Here is a 17,961-nt window from a genome sequence, read left to right on the forward strand (position 1 = left end):
GCGTTGCTCAGCAGGCCGCGCGAGCGCCGCCGCGCCACCTCGATGCGCGCCCGCACCTCGGCGCTGACCACCGGCTTGACCAGCACGTCGTCGGCTCCGGCGTGCAGCAGCTCCACCGTCGTCGTCACGCAGCGCCGGTCGAGCAGGCAGAGGATCGCCGCCCCGACCTGATGCGCCCGCAGCGCCGCCACGCAGCGCGCCGGGTCGTCGACGCTGCCCAGGACGATGGCGTCGTAGCCCAGCCCGTCCGCGCCCTGCTCCTGCAGAAGCTCCTCCAGCCCGGCCCAGTCCTGGCGGTCGTAGCGGATCTTCCCCATGCCGAGCTGACGGCCGAGCGCGTCGGCGATCAGGGGGTTCGGTTCAACCAGGACAGCGCGCATGGGATTCTCCGCAACAGAGGTTTCAACTAGAGGGCGGGAGGACAAGGCACTTAAAATTTTCCTTAATTCCGAGTGCTTTATTTTCTCACACCCTCAGGTAATAGCCTTCCTGTACCGCGAGTCAACCATTCGACTTACCTCAAGGGATAATGTTACGGCCCGCTTTTATATGACTTTTAATATCCGTTAAGGCGTAGATTCTTGGCTGCTCTTTGCCTCGAAATTCGAAGCATTTTCCTCTCGAGTTGCCTGCAACGCCGCACCTCCCCAGCCCTCCTCGCTCCGGCTTGAACCGGGCTTTAATCCGACTGTATTTCACTGGTGGCGAGAGGATGCGAACGGGGGAGAGGAACCGATGCCGCGCAACAGACAAGCGATTGCCGGAACTGCCCTTGCGGGCGTCCTCCTGCTGGCGGGCGGCTGCGCGATGACCTCCCCGCCCCCAGACACCGCCTACCGGCAGGCGCTGGAGGCGGCGGTGGAGGCCGGGCGGTGCGAGGGGCCGACGGTGGAAGCGCTGTGGACCGCCTACGACCGCTGGTTTGCCGTGGCGGCCAGCCTCGCCTCCTACCATCGCGGGACGGAGGCCGGCGCCCTGCTGCGGCAAGGGGAAGCCTTCCGCATCCTGGGCTGCCCCGCAGCGGCGCGCGACACCTATGAGACGCTTCTGCAACGCTTCCCCGACCCCGATTACGAGCTGGAGCGCAACGCCGCCCGCCGCGGCTTGATGGACTTGCCGATCAACCCGCCGACGCCCCTGCTGCGCCCGGCGCCCGCCGTCACCTCGGCCCTGCGCGGCCCTGTCGCCACGGACCGCGACGACGGCTGACCCGCAGGCCCGCGCCATGACATCCGCGGGGCCGGCCGTATGGCTGCCATGACGCTCCGCACCATTGTTCCCAGGCATGATATATCAGTAACCTGATGGTTAACCGGGCATAATCCCGTGTCATCCTTCCGCTTGCTGCCCTCCTGCCTGGAAACGCCGCCCGGCCATGCCCGACTGCTCCCGCCCCCCGGAAGGGGTGTCCGCCGCCCAACCTGCGCCGTCCTACGGCAGCGAGCGCCGTGACGATCCCGTGCGCGGGATTCTGATGGTCGTCGCCGCGGTCTTCTTCTTCTCCTGCTCCGACGCGACGGCGAAGTATCTGTCCCAGACCCTGCCCTCCATCGAGATCGGCTGGATGCGCTATGTCGGTTTCACGACGCTGCTGCTGCCGCTGATGATCCGCGGCGGTCCGCCGGTGATGAAGACCGCCAGCCCCGGTCTCCAGGTGCTGCGCGCTCTGGGGATGCTCGGGTCGGCGCTGTTCTTCATCATGGGCATGCGTTATCTGCCCCTGGCCGAGGCGGCGGCGACCAGCTACGTCTCGCCCGTCTTCGTCACGGTGCTTTCGATCCTGGTGCTGGGCGAGAAGATCGGACCGCGCCGTTGGGCGGCGGTGCTGGTCGGACTCCTCGGCGTGCTGATCGTCATCCGGCCCGGCGGGGCGGCTTTCCAACCGGCGGCCATCTTCCCCATCCTGTCGGCGATGAGCTGGGCGACCGGCGTGGTCATCACCCGCAAGATGACCGGGCAGGAGCATCCCACCACCACCCTGATCTGGACCGCCCTGACGGGCCTTGCCGTGCTGACCATTCTGCTGCCCTTCAACTTCGCCATGCCGACCGCAACGGAGGTGGCGCTGGGCGCCCTCATCGGGCTGGTCTCGACCATGGGGCAATGGCTGATGGTCCAGGCCTACCGCTTCGGCGAGGCGTCGGTGCTCGCCCCCTGCTCCTACGTGCAGATCGTCTGGTCCACGCTTCTGGGCTTCCTGATCTTCGGGGCGCTGCCCGACCATTGGACCTTCCTGGGCGCCGGGATCATCATCGCCAGCGGCCTCTACACCGCCCACCGCGAGCGGCTGCGCAAGAAGAAGCAGCAAAACGCCGCAGCGTCCGCGCCATGACAATCGCCGAAAAACCTTGCCTCCGGCATTGATATATTAGTATACTTGCCCTCGGGAGGCACGGGACTAAAAACCCGTGTTGTTCGAACTCTTTAGCAGGAACCGGTGGGCTCGACCGCCGGACGGGGGATGGCGATGGGTGAGTCCGCGCGCCGGGTTGCGGCCCTTGGCGAATGCATGATCGAACTGGTGCGCCGTCCTGACGGGACCTTCACCATGGGCTTCGGCGGCGACACCCTGAACACCGCCGTCTACATGGCGCGGCTGGGCGTGGCGACGGATTACGTGACGGCGCTGGGCGACGACACCAACAGCGACGCCATGATCGCCACCTGGGAGGCCGAGGGGGTCGGCACCGGCCATGTGCTGCGCGTTCCCAACCGGGTTCCCGGCCTCTACATGATCGAGACGGACGACAGCGGCGAGCGGCGCTTCCTCTACTGGCGCGATTCCGCGCCGGCCCGCGACCTGTTCGTGCTGCCCGACAGCCCGGCGCTGGTCGCCGATCTGGAAAGCTACGACCTGCTCTACATGTCGGGCATCAGCCTGGCCATCTGGGGCGAGCGCGGGCGGGAGGTGCTGTTCCCCATGCTCGACCGCCTGCGCGAGCGTGGTGGCCGCGTCGCCTTCGACACCAACTGGCGTCCCCGCCTGTGGCCCGACCGCGAGACGGCGCAGCGCGCCTACGACGCGATGCTCCAACGCACCGACATTGCCCTGCCGGGCGTCGAGGATCTGCGCGGCCTCTACGGCGACGCCGATGCCGACAGCGCCATGGCCCGCGTGCGCGGTGCCGGGGTGACGGAGATCGTGCTGAAGCTGGAAAAGCCGGGCTGCATCGTCTCCGCTCCCGGTGTCGAGGAGACCGTGCCGTCGGAAAAGGTCGCCAAGGTCGTGGACACCACCGCGGCGGGCGACAGCTTCAGCGCCGGCTATCTCAGCGCCCGCCTGAAGGGCCTCGGCCCGGTGGAGGCGGCGCGCTCCGCCCACCGCATCGCCGCCGTGGTCATCCAGCACCGCGGTGCCGTCATCCCGCGCGACGCCATGGCGTCCGTGCTGGACGGCTGATCCCCTGACGGAGGGACCCTCCATGCCCCCAGACCAAGCTTCTATGGGCCAACCTTCCACGGGTCTAGCCACGACCGTTCCTGTCGCCGTCAAGCCGCCCCGTGCATCGCAGCGCGGGACCACGGCGGCAGCGGCGATCTACCGCGACCTGCGGGCCGACATCGTGTCGCTGGCCCGCAAGCCGGGCGACCCGATCGTGGAGAAGCTGGTGGCCGAAGCCTTCGGCGTCAGCCGCACCCCGGTGCGCGAGGCGGTCCTGCGGCTGGCCGACGAGGGGCTGGTGGAGGTCTTTCCGCAGTCGGGCACCTTCGTGGCCCGCATCCCCATCGGCGATCTGCCGGAAGCCAACCTGATCCGCAAGACGCTGGAGCAGGCAACCGTCCGCTTCGCCGCGGAACGCGCCACCCGCAGCCAGATCGCCGCCCTCCAGGCCAACCTGGAGCGCCAGCGCGAGGTGGACGCCTCGGGCTGCGCCGACGGCTTCCATCAGGCGGACGAGGCGTTCCACGCGCTGATCGCGGACATTGCCGGCTATCCCGGTTTCTGGCCGATCACCCAGCAGGTGAAGGTGCAGATCGACCGCTGCCGCCACATGACCCTTCCCTATCCCGGCCGCCTGGCGACCGTCATCGCCGAGCACGAGGCCATCGTCGCCGCCATCGCGGCCCATGACCCCGACCGCGCGGTGAAGGCACTCGGCGACCACATCGACGGCCTGTTGCTGACCATCGACGACATGCGGCACGCCACCCCACTCTATTTCTCTCCTGCCGAGGCCCTGACATGACCCACCCGCGTCTTGAACCCTCCCTGTCCGGCCCGCGCATCGTCCCGGTCCTCGTCCTCGACGAGCCGGACACCGCGGTCGCCCTGGCCGAGGCACTGGTCGCCGGCGGCCTGACCACGCTGGAGGTGACGCTGCGCACCCCGGCCGCTCTCGCCTGCGCGGAGGCCATCGCCGCCCGCGTTCCGGGCGCCCTGGTCGGCCTCGGCACGCTGATCCGGCCCGAGCAGTTCGCCCAGGCCCGCGACGCCGGCGCCCGCTTCGTCGTCAGCCCCGGCCTGACCGACCGTCTGGCGGAAGCCGCCAAGACTGCCGGCCTGCCCTATCTGCCGGGCATCGCCACGGTGACCGAGGCGTTGATCGCCATGGAGCACGGCTTCCGCGAACTGAAGTTCTTCCCGGCGATGCTGAACGGCGGCGCCCCGGCGCTGCGCGGCATGGCGCCGCTGATGCCGGAGATCCGCTTCTGCCCGACCGGCGGCCTCAAGGCGGAGCATGTGAAGGAGATCCTGTCGCTCCCCAACGTCTTCGCGCTCGGCGGCACCTGGCTGACCCCAGCCGACGCCGTGAAGGAGCGCCGCTGGTCCGAGATCGAGCGGCTGGCCCGCGAGGCCTCCGCCCTGGCCCAGGGCTGAACCGGATGCGGCGCCGCGTCGGCGTGATCGGGCTGGGCATGGCGGCGACGCCGCACGCCCAGAGCCTGCTGGATCTGGCGGACCGGGTGGAGGTGGCGGGCTGCTTCAGCCCGTCGGCCGAGCGCCGCACCGCCTTCGCGGCGCGCTTCGGCCTGCCGGCGGTGGACCGGGCGGAGGCGATCCTCGACGATCCCACCGTCTCCGCCGTCCTGCTGCTGACCCCGCCGGACACCCACGCCGACCTCGTCGCCCGCTGCGCCGCCGCCGGCAAGCACGTCCTTCTGGAGAAGCCGCTGGACGCCACGCCCGCCGGCTGCCGCGCCGTGGTGGAGAGCATGGAGCGCGCCGGGCTGACGCTCGGCGTCATGCTCCAGCACCGCTTCCGCGCCGCCGCGGAACGGCTGGCGGAGCTGCTGCGCAACGGCACGCTGGGCCGGCCGCTGTCGGCCTCCGTCGTGGTGCGCTGGTGGCGCGACGACGCCTACTACGCCCAGCCGGGGCGCGGCATGAAGGCGCGGGACGGCGGCGGGGTGCTGCTGACCCAGGCCATCCACACGCTGGATCTCTATGTCAGCCTGCTCGGCCTGCCCCGCGACGTCGCCGCCTTCGCCAACACCAGCGGCCTGCGCCCCATCGACACCGAGGACGTGGTGTGCGCCGCCCTGCGCTACGACGGCGGGCTGCTCGCCACGGTGGACGCCACCACCGCCGCCTATCCCGGCTATCCGGAGCGCATCGAGATCGCCGGAACCGCCGGCTCCGCCCTGCTGACCGGCGACCGGCTGGAGGTGCAGTTGCGCTCAGGCGGGACGGTCCAGGCCGGGGAGACGGCGGGCACGCTGGGCGGCGGGGCCGACCCCATGGCCTTCTCCAACGCCCATCACCGCGCCGTCCTGGCCGACTTCCTCGACGCGCTCGACCGCGGTGGCCAGCCGCGCGTCTCCGGGCGGGAGGCGCTGAAGGTCCACCGGCTGATCGAGGCGATCCTGCGATCCGCCGAAAGCGGCGCCGTCACGACGGTTCCGGAGGACTGACCTCACGTCACGCTCACGAACTCGTGTCCCGCGCTTGATTTGCCGGGACCGGCGACCAAGGCTAGATGAGGGACGGGGGGCGCTGTCGCCTCCCGGCGGCTTTCCTGTGGAGAGTGTTCATGCTCATCAAAGTCCGGAGCGCGTCGCAAGCCAGCGAGAACGAGGTGACGCCCCGCGGCCTGTTCCTGTCCCGGCGCTCCATCATCGCCGGAGGCGCCGCAGCCTTGGCGTTCGGCGGCACGGGTGCCGTGCCGGGTCCGGCGCTGGCCGCGCCCTTCCAGGCCCCGCTGACGATCAGCCCTAAGGACCCCAAGATGGACGCCCAGACTCCGATGAAGTCGGCGACCAACTACAACAATTTCTACGAGTTCGGGACGGACAAGACCGACCCGTCGGAGAACGCCGGCACGCTGCGCACCCGCCCGTGGGAGATCGCGGTGGACGGCGATGTCGGAAAGCCGACCACCTTCGGCATCGAGGACCTGCTGTCCTTCCCGTTGGAGGAGCGCGTCTACCGCCTGCGCTGCGTCGAGGGCTGGTCGATGGTCATCCCCTGGGTCGGCTTTCCGCTGGCCGAGCTGCTGAAGCGCGTGGACCCGACCGGCAACGCCAAGTACGTCGCCTTCCAGACGCTGGCCGACCGCTCCCAGATGCCCGGCCTGAAGTATCCGGTGCTGCAATGGCCCTATGTCGAGGGGCTGCGCATGGACGAGGCCATGCACCCGCTGACCATCCTGGCGGTGGGCATGTACGGCGAGACGCTGCCCAACCAGAACGGCGCGCCGGTGCGGCTGGTCGTGCCGTGGAAGTACGGCTTCAAGTCGATCAAGTCGATCGTCCGCATCACCCTGACGCAGGATCAGCCGCCGACCTCCTGGAACCGCTCGCAGCCGCGCGAGTACGGCTTCTATTCGAACGTGAACCCCGAAGTCGACCACCCGCGCTGGAGCCAGGCGACGGAGCGCCGCGTCGGCGAGTTCTCCCGCCGCAAGACGCTGCCCTTCAACGGCTATGGGGAAGAGGTGGCATCGCTCTACGCCGGCATGGATCTGCGGAAGAACTACTGAGATGGCCGCCGTGTCGAAAGGACCGGTCGCCCTGGCGCTGTCCTCGCGCTGGGCGAAGCCGGCGGTGTTCGCCCTTGGGCTGGTCCCGCTCGGCTGGATGGTCTGGCTGGGGGTGAGCGGCGGGCTGGGGGCGGAGCCGGTGGCCGAGGCGGTGCGGCAGAGCGGGCTGTGGGCGCTGCGCCTGTTGCTGGTCGCGCTGGCCGTCACGCCGCTGCGCATCCTGACGGGGCAGGCGGGGCTGGCGCGCTTCCGCCGGATGATCGGGCTGTTCGCCTTCTTCTACGCGCTGCTGCACGTCTCCGTCTATGTGGGGGTGGACCAGTTCTTCGACTGGGCGGCGGTGTGGAAGGACATCGTGAAGCGGCCCTACATCACCGTCGGCATGGGCGCCTTGGTGATCCTGACGGCGCTGGCCGCGACCTCGACCAACGGCATGGTGCGGCGGCTCGGCGGGCGGCGCTGGAAGGCGCTGCACAAGGCGGTGTTCGTCGCTGGGGCGGCGGGCTGCGTCCATTACATCATGCTGGTCAAGGGCTGGCAGTACCCACCCTTCGTCTACGCCGCGATCTTCCTGGGGTTGGTCGCGCTGCGTTACGCGAAGTCACCGGCGGCGGGGCGCCTCTCCCCGTCCTACCGGACCTGAGCCCGGCCTCCTAAGCCCGACTGGCAAACACACCCGCATCCCGTCCGCACCCACGGCCACCACCTCGACCTCCGTCCCGTAGACCTCGCGCATCATGGCGGCGGTGATGACCGCCTCCGGCGCGCCGAAGCGGGCCAGCCGCCCGCCGTGCAGCAGAGCCACCCGGTCGGCGATGGCGAAGGCCTGCTCCGGGTGGTGGGTGGAGAAGACCACCGTCAGCCCCTCCCCACCCTCGCCGTCCGCCAGCCGCCGCACCTGCTCCAGCACGCGGACCTGATTGCCGAAGTCCAGGCTGGCGGTCGGCTCGTCGAGCACAAGCACGCGCGGCGCCTGGGCCAGGGCGCGGGCGATCAGGGCCATCTGCCGCTCGCCGCCGCTGATCCGCAGCCAGTCGCGCTCGGCCAGATGCCCGATGCCCAGCCGGTCCAGCGCGGCCTCGGCGGCGGCGTGGTCGGACGCGGCGGGGGCGCTGAAGGCGCCGCGATGGGCGGTGCGGCCCATCAGCACCATCTCGCGCACGGTGAAGGGAAACTGCCCTGCCCCCGCCTGCGGGACGTAGCCGAAGGCCAGCGCCCGGCGGCGCGGCGACCAGCCGGCGGTGTCCGCGCCATCGACCCGCACCCGCCCGCCGCGCGGCGGCAGCAGGCCGAGCAGAGTCTTGAACAGCGTCGTCTTGCCGCCGCCGTTGGGGCCGAGCAGGCACAGCACCTCCCCCGCCGCCACGGTGAAGCCGACCCCGGCGCCGACCACCCGCTCGCCGTAGCCGAAGGCGAGATCCTCCACCGACAGCCGCGCGCTCATGACCAGCCGCGCTTTCCGAAGGCGAGCAGCCAGAGGAAGACCGGCGTGCCGATGACCGCGGTCAGCACCCCAAGCGGCAGTTCCACCGGCCCCAGGCTGCGGGCCAGCGTGTCCACCGCCAGCAGATAGGCCGCCCCCAGCAGCACCGCCGTCGGCAGCAGCCGGACGAAGGCCGGGCCGACCATCAGCCGGGCGAGGTGCGGCACCAGCAGCCCGACCCAGCCGACGATGCCGCTGACCGACACCGCGGCGGCGGTCATCAGCGTCGCCGCCGCGATCACCACGATCCGCACCACCCGCACCGGCACGCCGAGCGCCGTCGCCTCCTCGTCGCCCAGCGTCATCACGTCGAGCCGCCAGCGCAGCAGCACCAGCGGCAGCAGCGCCACCGCCACCGGCGGAACCAGCGCCGCGAGGTCGCCGCGGTTGACCGCCGACAGGCTGCCGAGCAGCCAGAAGGTGATCGCCGGCAACTGGTTGTAGGGGTCGGCCAGATACTTCAGCAGCGCCACGCCGGAGCCCAGCAGCGCCCCGATCACCACGCCGCCCAGCACCAGGACCAGCACCGGGTCCCGCCCGCGGATGGCCGAGGCGACGGCCAGCACCACCCCCACCGCCAACAGCCCGCCCGCGAAGGCCATGCCCTGGATGGCCAGGACCGGCAGCGAGGCGAAGATGCCCAGCACCGCCCCCAGCGCCGCCCCCGACGACACGCCGAGGATGTCCGGCGAGACCAGCGGGTTGCGGAACAGCCCCTGGTACGCCGCTCCCGAGGCGGCCAGCCCCGCCCCGACCAGCATGGCGGTCAGCACGCGCGGGCCGCGGATGTCCCAGATCACCGTCTCCACCGCCGGGGCGACGGCGGCGCTCCCGAGCCCCAGCTTCGCCATGAGCAACCCGGCCAGTTCCCCCGGCGTGACAGGATAGGCACCGGTGCTGAAGGCGACGCAGACCGCGGCGACCAGCAGCGCGGCCACCCCGCCCAGCGTCAGCGCGAAGGGGACCTCACCCCGGCGGGCGGCTGCCGGCGAGGAGGGCGTCGATCTGCTCCGCGGTGGGCTCCCGGTGGTAGAAGAGGGCATGGAAACGTCGCGTCTCCTCGCGCAGATCCTCCGGAAACAGCTCCGGATAGAGGACGGCGCCCAGCCAGCGCAGGCCGAGCAGGCGGTTGGCGGCGGGCGGGGAATCGATCCAGGTGAAGGGCAGCCCCGGCGAGAGATAAACGCGCCGGTCGCGCACCGCCTTCACCCCCTGCCACAGCGGGTCGGTCCACACGCTCTCGTAAAAGCCGCCGTCGATGGTGACGATGGCGTCCGGCTGCCAGGCCAGCACCTGCTCCATCGAGACGTTGACCAGCCCGCCGTTGCCGAGGTTTTCCGCCGCGACGTTGCGCACCCCGGCGACGTCCAGCGCCTCGACGTTGATGGAGCCGCGGATGCCGGTCTGCAGGCCGCGCGGCCCGCGCGCCATGTAGACCTTCAGCCGCTGGCCCTCCGGTACGCTCTCGAAGCGCCGGCGCACCTCGGCCAGGGTCGTTTCGGCGTAGCGGGCCAACTCCTCCCCCCGCTCCGCCACGCCCATCAGCGCGCCGAGCGTGCGGAAGGTCCGCGGGGAGTCGGCCAGATGCCCGTCGATCAGCAGGGTCGGCACCCGCGTCTGCTCCTGCACCCGGTCGGCCAGCGACACGAAGGTCGGGGCGGTGCTGCCGACATCGACGACGGCGTCCGGCCTCGCCGCGACCACGGTTTCCAGGTTGACGGTGTTGCCGCGCCCGGTCAGCCGCCCCAGCTCCGGCAGGTCGGCGTAGCGGTCGGGCAGGAAGGGCCGCTCCGGCGGGCTGATCGCCCGCGTCCAGCCCAGAAGTTTCTCGGGCGCCAGCATGTAGACGACGACGGAGGCCGGCGGCCCGGCGGGGAACACGCGCTCCACCCGGTCCGGCAGGGTGACGCGGCGTCCGGAGGAGTCCGTGACGATCCGCTCCGCCGCAGCCGGCCCGGCCAGCAGCGCGAGCAGCAGCCCGGTGCCCGCGATCCAACGTCGTCTGATCGTGCCACTGCTCACTCGCCGCCGCCCCCATGCATCCGCACTCAAAGTCCCCTCTCCCCTCTGGGGAGAGGGTCAGGGTGAGGGGGTTGCGCTTGTGCCGAACGCACTGCCACGCACATCCCCCCTCACCGGCCCTCTGGGCCACCCTCTCCCCAGAGGGGAGAGGGTTAGATCGACTGTCCTGATATCCAAAGCATGGGGTCTGCGCCCGCCAGCGTCCATAGGGCAAGCGCGCGAAGCCACCCGCGAAGGTCACGCTTTGACCACGGGCGGCCTCCCCATCCGAACGGATAGGGTGCCGCAGTCCGCCCCCCAAGCCCCGCTCACCACCCCCGTGCCGCCCGATGACCGCATCCCCGCTCCGCCGCGCCGCCCTCGCCACCGCCGCCCTGCTCGCGCTGTCCGGCTGCGCCGGGTTCGGTTCGGCGGTCACCGGGGTGACCACGGCGGGCGTGGCGGCGACGGTCGGTTCGGCCACCGGCAACCCGGTGCTGGGCATCATCGCCGGCGCCGGGGCCAGCTACGGCATCGACCAGGGCGTGAAATACGCGGAGCGGCGGATCACCGACAACGTCCACAACGCCGTCGCCCGCGCCGCCGGCCCGCTCACCGTCGGGCAGGCGGCGACCTGGACGGTGGAGGAGAAGCTGCCGCTCAGCGGCAAGACCGGCACGGTGCAGGTGGCCCGCGGCTTCGGCGAGGCGATCCCCTGCAAGGACGTGGTCTTCACGCTGGACGACGCGCCGGACTTCAACGTCACCACCATCTGCCGGGCCAAGGACGGCCAGTGGCGCTGGGCGCTGGCCGAACCCGCCACCCGGCGCTGGGGCAGTTTGCAATAACGCATGCAGTCGGCCATGTACGCACAGCCCGCGTTGGGGTAAAGCTCCGCGGGCAGCAGTTGCGTCACGGGTTTGCGTCACGGGAGTCCGCGCATGTTCACGGCCAAAATCCTTCTTCTCGGCTCGGGCGAACTCGGGAAGGAGTTCGTCATCGCCGCCAAGCGCCTCGGCTGCGAGGTCATCGCCTGCGACAGCTACGCCAACGCCCCGGCGATGCAGGTCGCCGACGCGGCGGAGGTGTTCTCCATGCTCGACCCGGACGCCCTGCGCGCGGCCATCGCCAAGCACACGCCCGACTTCATCGTGCCAGAGGTCGAGGCCATCCGCACCGAGGTGCTGCACGAGTTCGAGGACGCCGGCCTGACCGTCGTCCCCTCCGCCCGCGCCGCCACGATGACGATGAACCGCGACCGCATCCGCGAGGTCGCCGCGGTGGAGCTGGGCCTGCGCACCTCCAAGTACCGCTACGCCGAAAGCCTGGAGGAGGTGGTCGCCGGGGCGGAGCACACCGGCCTGCCCTGCGTCATCAAGCCGGTCATGTCCTCCTCCGGCAAGGGGCAGAGCACCGTCCGCACCGCCGCGGAGCTTGAGGCCGCCTGGACCTACGCCGTCGCCAACATGCGCGGCGACCGCCGGAAGGTCATCGTCGAGGAGTTCGTGCCCTTCGAGTACGAGATCACCCTGCTGACCGTCCGCACCCGCGAGGGCATCCTGTTCTGCGAGCCGATCGGCCACCGGCAGGAGCGCGGCGATTATCAGGAGTCCTGGCAGCCGGTGCCGATGCCCGCGGCGCTGCTGGACGACGCCAAGGACATGGCGGCCAAGGTCGTGGACAATCTCGGCGGCTACGGCATCTTCGGCGTCGAGTTCTTCGTCACCAAGGACGAGGTCGTCTTCTCCGAGCTGTCGCCGCGCCCGCACGACACCGGCATGGTCACCCTGCTGTCGCAGAACCTGTCGGAGTTCGACCTGCACGCCCGCGCCATCCTGGGCCTGCCGATCCCGGCGATCCATGTCCGCGGCCCGTCCGCCTCCGCCGTCATCCTGGCCGACCGCGAGGCCGAGCGCTTCGCCATCGAGGGGCTGGCCGACGCGATGCGCGTGGGCAGCGCAGAGCATGACGTGGACGTCCGCCTGTTCGGCAAGCCGACGACCCGCAAGAACCGCCGCATGGGCGTGGCGCTCGCCGCCGGCACCGACACCGACGACGCGCGCGACCGGGCGCTGAAGGCGGCCTCGGCGGTCAGCATCCGCTACGAGTGACGTGGTCCCGCGACCGGCGGCGGTCAGGTAATCGTCAGGCCGCCGTCGATCGCGAAGACCGCTCCGGTGGTCCAGGCGGCTTCCGGCGAGGCCAGGAAGACGGCGATGCCGCCGAGATCGCTGGCCTTGCCGATGCGGCCCAGAGGGTAGAGCCGCTTGACCAGCTCCGCCATGGCGCGCTGGTCATCCTCGGGCATCGCGGCGATGGTGCGGCGGCGCAGCTCGGTGTCCACCGTGCCCGGCGCGATGGCGTTGACGCGGATGCCGCGCGGCGCCAACTCGTAGGCCATGGCCTTGGTCAGGGAATTGAGCGCCCCCTTGGTCAGCGAATAGAGGCTCGACGGCCGCCCCGGCAGCATCTTCCCGGCGAAGTAGGACGAGATGTTGATGACCGCTCCTCCCTCGGCGGGCATAAGCGGCACCAGCGCCTGGGTCAGGAAGAAGGGGGCGGTGACGTTCAGGGCGACGCTGTGCTCGTACTGCGCCCGGTCGGCCTCCAGATAGGGGACGAAGGTCGCCGTGCCGGCGTTGTTGACCAGCGTATGGACCGCCCGGCCAAAGCCGCCGATCTCCGCCGCCGCCCGCTCCAGCCCGTCCGGCTGCCCCAGATCCGCGGCGACGGTCACGACCCGCGTCCCGTTCGCGGCGAGCCGCGCCGCCGCGTCGGCGAGCTTCCCGGGGTTGCGCGCGACGAGGCAGAGATCCGCCCCCTCCCGCGCGAAAGCCTCCGCGATGGCGTGGCCGATGCCGTCCGACCCGCCGGTGACGACGGCGAATGTGTTTGAAAGCCTCATCCGGTCCCTGTCCTTTTCCGGTGGGGTCAATGGGCCGACACGCCGAGATAGCGCTGCTGCAGGCCGTCGTCCTCCCACAGCTCCTTGGAAGACGTGACCAGCGCGATCTGGCCGCCGGACATGATGGCGACGCACTCCGCCGCGCTGGTGCCGACGCGCAGGTTCTGCTCGACGATCAGGACGGACGTGCCGTCGCGGCGCAGGCCACCCAGCACCTCCAGCAGGTGATCGACGATCTTCGGGGCCAACCCCTCCGACGGCTCGTCGAGGATCAGCAGGCGCGGATTGGTCAGCAGCGCCCGCCCGATGGCCAGCATCTGCTGCTCGCCGCCGGAGAGCTGGTTGCCGAAGTTGCGGCGGCGCTCGGCCAGCCGCGGGAAGACCGCATAGACACGCTCCACCGTCCAGGGGCCGGGCCGCCGGCCCTCCATCAGGCGCAGATGCTCGTCCACGGTGAGCGAGGGAAACACCCGCCGCCCCTGCGGGACGATGGACACGCCCTGTCCGGCGATGTCGTGCGGCTTGCGCCCGGCCAGCTCCACGCCGTTGAAGCGGATCGATCCCCGCCCGGCGGGCAGCAGCCCGATCAGCGCGCTGCACAGAGTCGTCTTCCCCGCCCCGTTGCGGCCGAGGATCGCCAGGCTCGGCCCGTCGAGCCGCAGTTCGACGCCGTGCAGCACCGGAAGCGCGCCGCGCCGCACCTCCAGCCCGCTGACGACCAGCGCGTTAGTGCTTTCCACCAAGATAGATCTCCCGAACCAGGGGGTTGGCGCGAATCTCGGACGGGGTGCCCGACGCCACCACCGCGCCGTCGCGCATCACGGTGATGCGGTCGGCCAGCGACAGCGCCACGTCCATGTCGTGCTCCACGAACAGCATGGTGATGCGGCGCGGCAGCCCGCGCAGGATCTCGACCAAACGGCCGCGGCCCTGCGGGGACATGCCGGCGGCGGGCTCGTCCATCAGCAGCAGTTCCGGCTCCCCGGCCAGGGCCATGGCGATCTCCAGCTCACGCTGCTGGCCGTAGGACAGGGTGGCGACCGGCTGGGCCAGCACCTCGTCCAGCCGGAAGCGCGCCGCGCAGGCCCGCGCCGCCTCCACCTGCTCCCGGTGGTGCCGCCAGGGGCGGACGCTGAAGCGCGGCCCCCGGCTGCCCATCACCGCGACGCGGAGATTGTCCTCCACCGAGCGGTCGGCGAAGGTCAGGCTGGTCTGGAAGGTGCGCCCGATGCCCAGCCTTGCCCGCTGGTGCGGGCGCAGGCGCGAGATGTCGCGGCCCTTGAAGGCGATGCCGCCGGCGGTCAGCGGCACCTCCCCGGAGATGGCGTTGAACAGCGTCGTCTTCCCCGCCCCGTTGGTGCCGAGCAGGGCGTGGCGCTCCCCCGGCGCCAGCGCCAGGGACACCCCGTTCACCGCGCGCACGGCGCCGAAGCTGATGGACACATCCTGGACGGTCAGGATCGGCGGCGTGGGCATGGCGGGCCTCCGGAGGACGCGGCGTTCGGGCGCGGCGGTCAGTTGCAGGACGGGTTGTCGCGTGAAGCCGGGCCGAGCGCCAGGAACGTGGCCCGGTCCATGCCGAGCGCCTGATCGACGCCCTTCGCCACCTTCACCACCTTGCTGTAGAAGGCGCCGTCGGGCCGCTGGGCGACCTCCGTCACGAAATTGTCGGCGATGGCCTGCCGGTTCTCGTCCAGCCGGATCGCGCCGGTCGGCGAGCGGTCGGTCAGCTCGGTCTTCGCCAGCGCGGCCTGGAAGGTCTTCTGCCCATCGTCCAGCGTGCCGCCGACCTGCTCCAGCGCCTGGAGCACCGCCAGCGTGCTGATGTAATAGCCGTGGGCGAACAGCGACGGCGATTCCAGCCCGTCCGGGAACTTCGCCTTGTAGGCCTTGACGAACTCGACCCACTTGGGGTCCTCGTTGGAATCGGCAACCGGGCCGGCGGCGATCATGCCCAGCACCTTGTTCTTGAAGGCGCCCTTGGAGCTGAGGACGGTCTGGTCCACGGTGACGCTGCTGCCGATCAGCGGCGCCGTGCCGCCGGACTGGTAATATTGCGTCAGGAAATTCACCGCGTCCGCCCCGCCCAGCAGGACATACACGGCGTCCACGTTGTCGGGCAGCTTGGCGATGACCGAGGTGAAGTCCTTGGTGCCGACCGGCACCCAGTTCTTCTGGGCGATCTTGCCGCCGCGGCTGCAATATTCCGCCTGGAAGCCCATCACCTGGGAATAGGGAAAGGAATAATCCTCCGACACGACGGCGATGTTGCGGTAGCCCTTGGTCTCGTAGGCGTAGCTGCCCAGCCCGGCCTGCCACTGCGCGCCGTCCAGCGTGAAGCGGTAGAAGTTCGGCGCCGGGTCGCGCAGCGTCGTGTCCTGCGCGCCGGAGGTGCCGTTGACGAAGGTCTTGGACGGGACCGACTTGGCGTATTCCTTGACGGCGATGCCCTCGCCGCCGGACAGCGGTCCGACGACGATGTCCACCTTGTCTTGCTCGATCAGCTTGCGGGTCTTGGCGACCGCCACGTCCGGCTTGGCGTTGGAGGATTCCTTCACCAGCACGATCCGCTTGCCGGCGACCTGCCCCTTGAAGGCGTCCACCGCCAGTTCGACGCCGCGCATGCCGTCCAGGCCGGACTGAGCGAAGGGGCCTTCCAGGGTCGCCAACGCGCCGATGCGGATGTCTTGCGCCAAGGCCGCGGACAGGGCCGTGCCGGACAGGAGAGCCGCGACGCCGGCGGCGCCCAGCACCGTGTGCAAGGTCGTCTTCATACCGTTTTCCTCCCGTTTTTCGCGCACACGCCGGTCCAGGCCGGCTTGATCTGGGCGCGCAGTTGTTGGATCAGTCCGATCAGGCCGTCCTTCGCGAAGAGGACGATCACGATGAAGACGGCCCCGATCACCAGATTGAAGCGCTCGCGGTCGATGACCGACGCGGCGTAGTTTTCAAGAAGGACGAAGGCGGCGGCCCCCAGGAAGGCGCCCAGCGGGTGCCGAATGCCGCCCAGCACCGCGACGACCAGCAGGTTGACCGCCGCGTGCACGTCCACCGCCCCCGGCGACATCTGGCCGCTGAACCACGTGTTCAGCACGCCGCCCACCGAGGCGATCAGCCCGGCGATGCCGAAGGCGGCGATGCGCAGCAGCGTCGTGCTGAAGCCGAGCGCCGCGACCCGCCGCGGAGCGTTGCGCAGAGCGTGCAGTTGCAGGCCGAAGGGCGTGCGGTCCAGATGCAGGACCGCGGCGGCCGACAGGACGGCGGCGCCCAGCGCCATGCCGTAGAAGGGGATGGGCGCCCGCAGGTCGATGCCGAACAGCTCCGGCGGCTTCAGCCCGTTGATGCCGTCGAAGCCGTTGAAGACCTCGGTGTTCTGCGAGACGAGGTAGAACAGGCTGACCGACATCGCCAGCGTGATCATCAGCAGATAGATTCCGCTGGACCGCACCGACACCCAGCCGACCAGCAGGCCGGCCAGCGTCCCCATGCCGAGCGCCGCACCGACGGCGAGCGGCCAGGGCACCGCCACGCCGACGCCGGTGATGTTGGGCGACAGCAGAGCCAGCGTGTAGCCGGCCACCCCCGCCACCCCGGCCTGGGCGAAGGACACCAGCCCGGCGCTGGAGGTCAGGAAGGTCAGGCTCAGCGCCATGGTGCCGATGATCAGCACGCGGGCGGCGACGGTGCCCACCCAGAAGTCGCCGGCGACCAGCGGAAAGGCCAGACCGGCCAGGGCCAGCCAGAGGACCGGATGGCGAAGGAATTGCTGAGGCATCGTCGTCATCCCCGTCCGAGAAGGCCCTGGGGCCGGACCGCCAGCACCGCGACCATCAGCAGGAAGGTCAGCAGCGTCGCGTAGTTCGGGATGAAGGCGAGGCCGAACTGCTCGGCGAAACCGATCAGCAGCGCGCCCAAGGCCGCCCCGGCCAGACTGCCCATGCCGCCGATGATCACGACGACCAGCGAGGACAGCAGGAACCGCGCGTCCTCCCCCGGCGAGATCGACAGGGCGCTGCCGCCGATCACCCCGGCCAGCCCCGCCAGGCCGGCGCCCAGCGCGAAGACGAGCAGGAGCACCCGCTGCACATTGAAGCCCATGGCCGACAGGATGTCGCGGTCGTCCACCCCGGCGCGGATCAGCATCCCCACCTTGGTGCGGTGGATCAGCAGCCACAGCCCCAGCCCGACCAGGAGCGCGCTGGCGATGACCACGAGGCGGATCGTCGGGTAGCCGTGGACCACCGGCAGCGGCGTCGTGCCGTAGAGGATCTCGGGCGGGGTGAACTGGTAGGTGATGCCGCCGTAATGGGCCAGCAGCAGGTCGCCGACCACGATGGCGAAGCCAATGGTGACCAGCGCCTGCCGCAGCTCGTCGCCGCCCAGCGTGCGCAGCAGCGTCAGATGCATCGCCAGCCCGACGACGGCCACGGCGACCGCCGCCCCCACCAGCCCGAGCAGCCAGGACCCCGTGTAGGACGCGATGTCGTACCCGACATAGGCGCCCAGGAGATAGAAGGCGCCGTGCGCCATGTTGACGGTCCGCAGCAGCCCGAAGATCAGCGAGAAGCCGCTGGCCACCAGGAAGTACAGAGACGCCACGGTCAGCGCGTTCAGTGACAGGAGAATGTAAAATCTCATGCTCGGCGGCCCCG

Annotated in this window: 19 protein-coding genes and 1 pseudogene; 10 read left to right on the plus strand and 10 right to left on the minus strand. The window is 70.6% G+C overall.

Annotated features, from left to right (window positions below):
- Nucleotides 1-380: pseudogene (locus tag AC1DVI_RS26185) on the minus strand (DNA-binding response regulator); the annotation flags it as partial.
- A 355-nt stretch (nucleotides 381-735) separates the two neighbouring features.
- Between AC1DVI_RS26185 and AC1DVI_RS26190 the strand changes: the two are divergent.
- From AC1DVI_RS26190 to AC1DVI_RS26225, 8 genes are all read left to right on the plus strand, one after another.
- A complete protein-coding gene (locus AC1DVI_RS26190; RefSeq protein ID WP_476960468.1) occupies nucleotides 736-1,209 on the plus strand; it encodes a hypothetical protein in 474 nt (157 codons plus the stop codon).
- 166 nt (nucleotides 1,210-1,375) lie between these two features.
- On the plus strand, nucleotides 1,376-2,332 hold the full coding sequence (locus tag AC1DVI_RS26195; RefSeq protein WP_476960469.1) for a DMT family transporter: 957 nt from the start codon (nucleotides 1,376-1,378) through the stop codon (nucleotides 2,330-2,332).
- A 135-nt stretch (nucleotides 2,333-2,467) separates the two neighbouring features.
- Complete coding sequence (locus AC1DVI_RS26200) at nucleotides 2,468-3,400, plus strand: sugar kinase (RefSeq protein WP_476960470.1); 933 nt, start codon at nucleotides 2,468-2,470, stop codon at nucleotides 3,398-3,400.
- A gap of 43 nt (nucleotides 3,401-3,443) precedes the next feature.
- Nucleotides 3,444-4,187 (plus strand): GntR family transcriptional regulator, encoded by a 744-nt coding sequence (locus AC1DVI_RS26205; protein WP_476960471.1) that lies wholly within the window; start codon nucleotides 3,444-3,446, stop codon nucleotides 4,185-4,187.
- Nucleotides 4,184-4,819, plus strand: a complete 636-nt coding sequence (eda, locus tag AC1DVI_RS26210; protein WP_149167328.1) for a bifunctional 4-hydroxy-2-oxoglutarate aldolase/2-dehydro-3-deoxy-phosphogluconate aldolase — start codon at nucleotides 4,184-4,186, stop codon at nucleotides 4,817-4,819. The genes AC1DVI_RS26205 and eda overlap by 4 nt, the downstream gene beginning before the upstream one ends.
- A gap of 5 nt (nucleotides 4,820-4,824) precedes the next feature.
- Entirely contained in the window at nucleotides 4,825-5,853 is a 1,029-nt protein-coding gene (locus tag AC1DVI_RS26215) for a Gfo/Idh/MocA family protein (RefSeq protein WP_476960472.1), read from the plus strand.
- Nucleotides 5,854-5,972: 119 nt separating this feature from the next.
- Nucleotides 5,973-6,920 carry a protein-methionine-sulfoxide reductase catalytic subunit MsrP gene (msrP, locus tag AC1DVI_RS26220; RefSeq protein WP_476960473.1) on the plus strand — a complete coding sequence of 316 codons (948 nt, stop codon included), beginning with the start codon at nucleotides 5,973-5,975 and terminating at the stop codon, nucleotides 6,918-6,920.
- A gap of 1 nt (nucleotide 6,921) precedes the next feature.
- On the plus strand, nucleotides 6,922-7,563 hold the full coding sequence (locus tag AC1DVI_RS26225) for a protein-methionine-sulfoxide reductase heme-binding subunit MsrQ (protein WP_476960474.1): 642 nt from the start codon (nucleotides 6,922-6,924) through the stop codon (nucleotides 7,561-7,563).
- Here AC1DVI_RS26225 and AC1DVI_RS26230 read toward each other — a convergent pair.
- The 3 genes from AC1DVI_RS26230 to AC1DVI_RS26240 are packed head-to-tail and all read right to left on the minus strand — an operon-like array spanning nucleotide 7,522 to nucleotide 10,425.
- Nucleotides 7,522-8,364, minus strand: coding sequence for an ABC transporter ATP-binding protein (locus AC1DVI_RS26230; protein WP_476960475.1), 843 nt, complete (start codon nucleotides 8,362-8,364; stop codon nucleotides 7,522-7,524). The two genes, AC1DVI_RS26225 and AC1DVI_RS26230, sit on opposite strands and share 42 nt — an antisense overlap.
- Nucleotides 8,361-9,446, minus strand: a complete 1,086-nt coding sequence (locus tag AC1DVI_RS26235; RefSeq protein WP_476960476.1) for a FecCD family ABC transporter permease — start codon at nucleotides 9,444-9,446, stop codon at nucleotides 8,361-8,363. The genes AC1DVI_RS26230 and AC1DVI_RS26235 overlap by 4 nt, the downstream gene beginning before the upstream one ends.
- A complete protein-coding gene (locus tag AC1DVI_RS26240) occupies nucleotides 9,370-10,425 on the minus strand; it encodes an iron ABC transporter substrate-binding protein (protein WP_476960477.1) in 1,056 nt (351 codons plus the stop codon). The genes AC1DVI_RS26235 and AC1DVI_RS26240 overlap by 77 nt, the downstream gene beginning before the upstream one ends.
- Nucleotides 10,426-10,754: 329 nt before the next feature.
- On the opposite strand from AC1DVI_RS26240, the gene AC1DVI_RS26245 reads away from it, so the two are divergent.
- Together AC1DVI_RS26245 and purT are read left to right on the plus strand one after the other, a co-directional pair.
- Nucleotides 10,755-11,252, plus strand: coding sequence for a hypothetical protein (locus tag AC1DVI_RS26245; protein ID WP_476960478.1), 498 nt, complete (start codon nucleotides 10,755-10,757; stop codon nucleotides 11,250-11,252).
- A gap of 93 nt (nucleotides 11,253-11,345) precedes the next feature.
- A complete protein-coding gene (purT, locus tag AC1DVI_RS26250; RefSeq protein ID WP_476960479.1) occupies nucleotides 11,346-12,515 on the plus strand; it encodes a formate-dependent phosphoribosylglycinamide formyltransferase in 1,170 nt (389 codons plus the stop codon).
- Between the two features lie 23 nt (nucleotides 12,516-12,538).
- Here the strand turns inward: purT and AC1DVI_RS26255 are convergent, their stop codons facing one another.
- From AC1DVI_RS26255 to AC1DVI_RS26280, 6 genes are read right to left on the minus strand one after another with little or no spacing between them, the layout of a single operon-like run.
- Nucleotides 12,539-13,309: an SDR family NAD(P)-dependent oxidoreductase gene (locus AC1DVI_RS26255; RefSeq protein ID WP_476960480.1), complete on the minus strand. Its 771-nt coding sequence runs from the start codon at nucleotides 13,307-13,309 to the stop codon at nucleotides 12,539-12,541.
- 26 nt (nucleotides 13,310-13,335) lie between these two features.
- On the minus strand, nucleotides 13,336-14,049 hold the full coding sequence (locus AC1DVI_RS26260; protein ID WP_476960504.1) for an ABC transporter ATP-binding protein: 714 nt from the start codon (nucleotides 14,047-14,049) through the stop codon (nucleotides 13,336-13,338).
- Nucleotides 14,036-14,785: an ABC transporter ATP-binding protein gene (locus tag AC1DVI_RS26265; RefSeq protein ID WP_476960481.1), complete on the minus strand. Its 750-nt coding sequence runs from the start codon at nucleotides 14,783-14,785 to the stop codon at nucleotides 14,036-14,038. The genes AC1DVI_RS26260 and AC1DVI_RS26265 overlap by 14 nt, the downstream gene beginning before the upstream one ends.
- 38 nt (nucleotides 14,786-14,823) lie before the next feature.
- Complete coding sequence (locus AC1DVI_RS26270; protein ID WP_476960482.1) at nucleotides 14,824-16,083, minus strand: ABC transporter substrate-binding protein; 1,260 nt, start codon at nucleotides 16,081-16,083, stop codon at nucleotides 14,824-14,826.
- Nucleotides 16,080-17,084: a branched-chain amino acid ABC transporter permease gene (locus AC1DVI_RS26275; RefSeq protein ID WP_476960483.1), complete on the minus strand. Its 1,005-nt coding sequence runs from the start codon at nucleotides 17,082-17,084 to the stop codon at nucleotides 16,080-16,082. The genes AC1DVI_RS26270 and AC1DVI_RS26275 overlap by 4 nt, the downstream gene beginning before the upstream one ends.
- Before the next feature lie 5 nt (nucleotides 17,085-17,089).
- Entirely contained in the window at nucleotides 17,090-17,947 is an 858-nt protein-coding gene (locus tag AC1DVI_RS26280; protein ID WP_476960484.1) for a branched-chain amino acid ABC transporter permease, read from the minus strand.
- Nucleotides 17,948-17,961: the final 14 nt, after the last annotated feature.

This window comes from Azospirillum sp. P4_B5 (genome assembly GCF_056402275.1).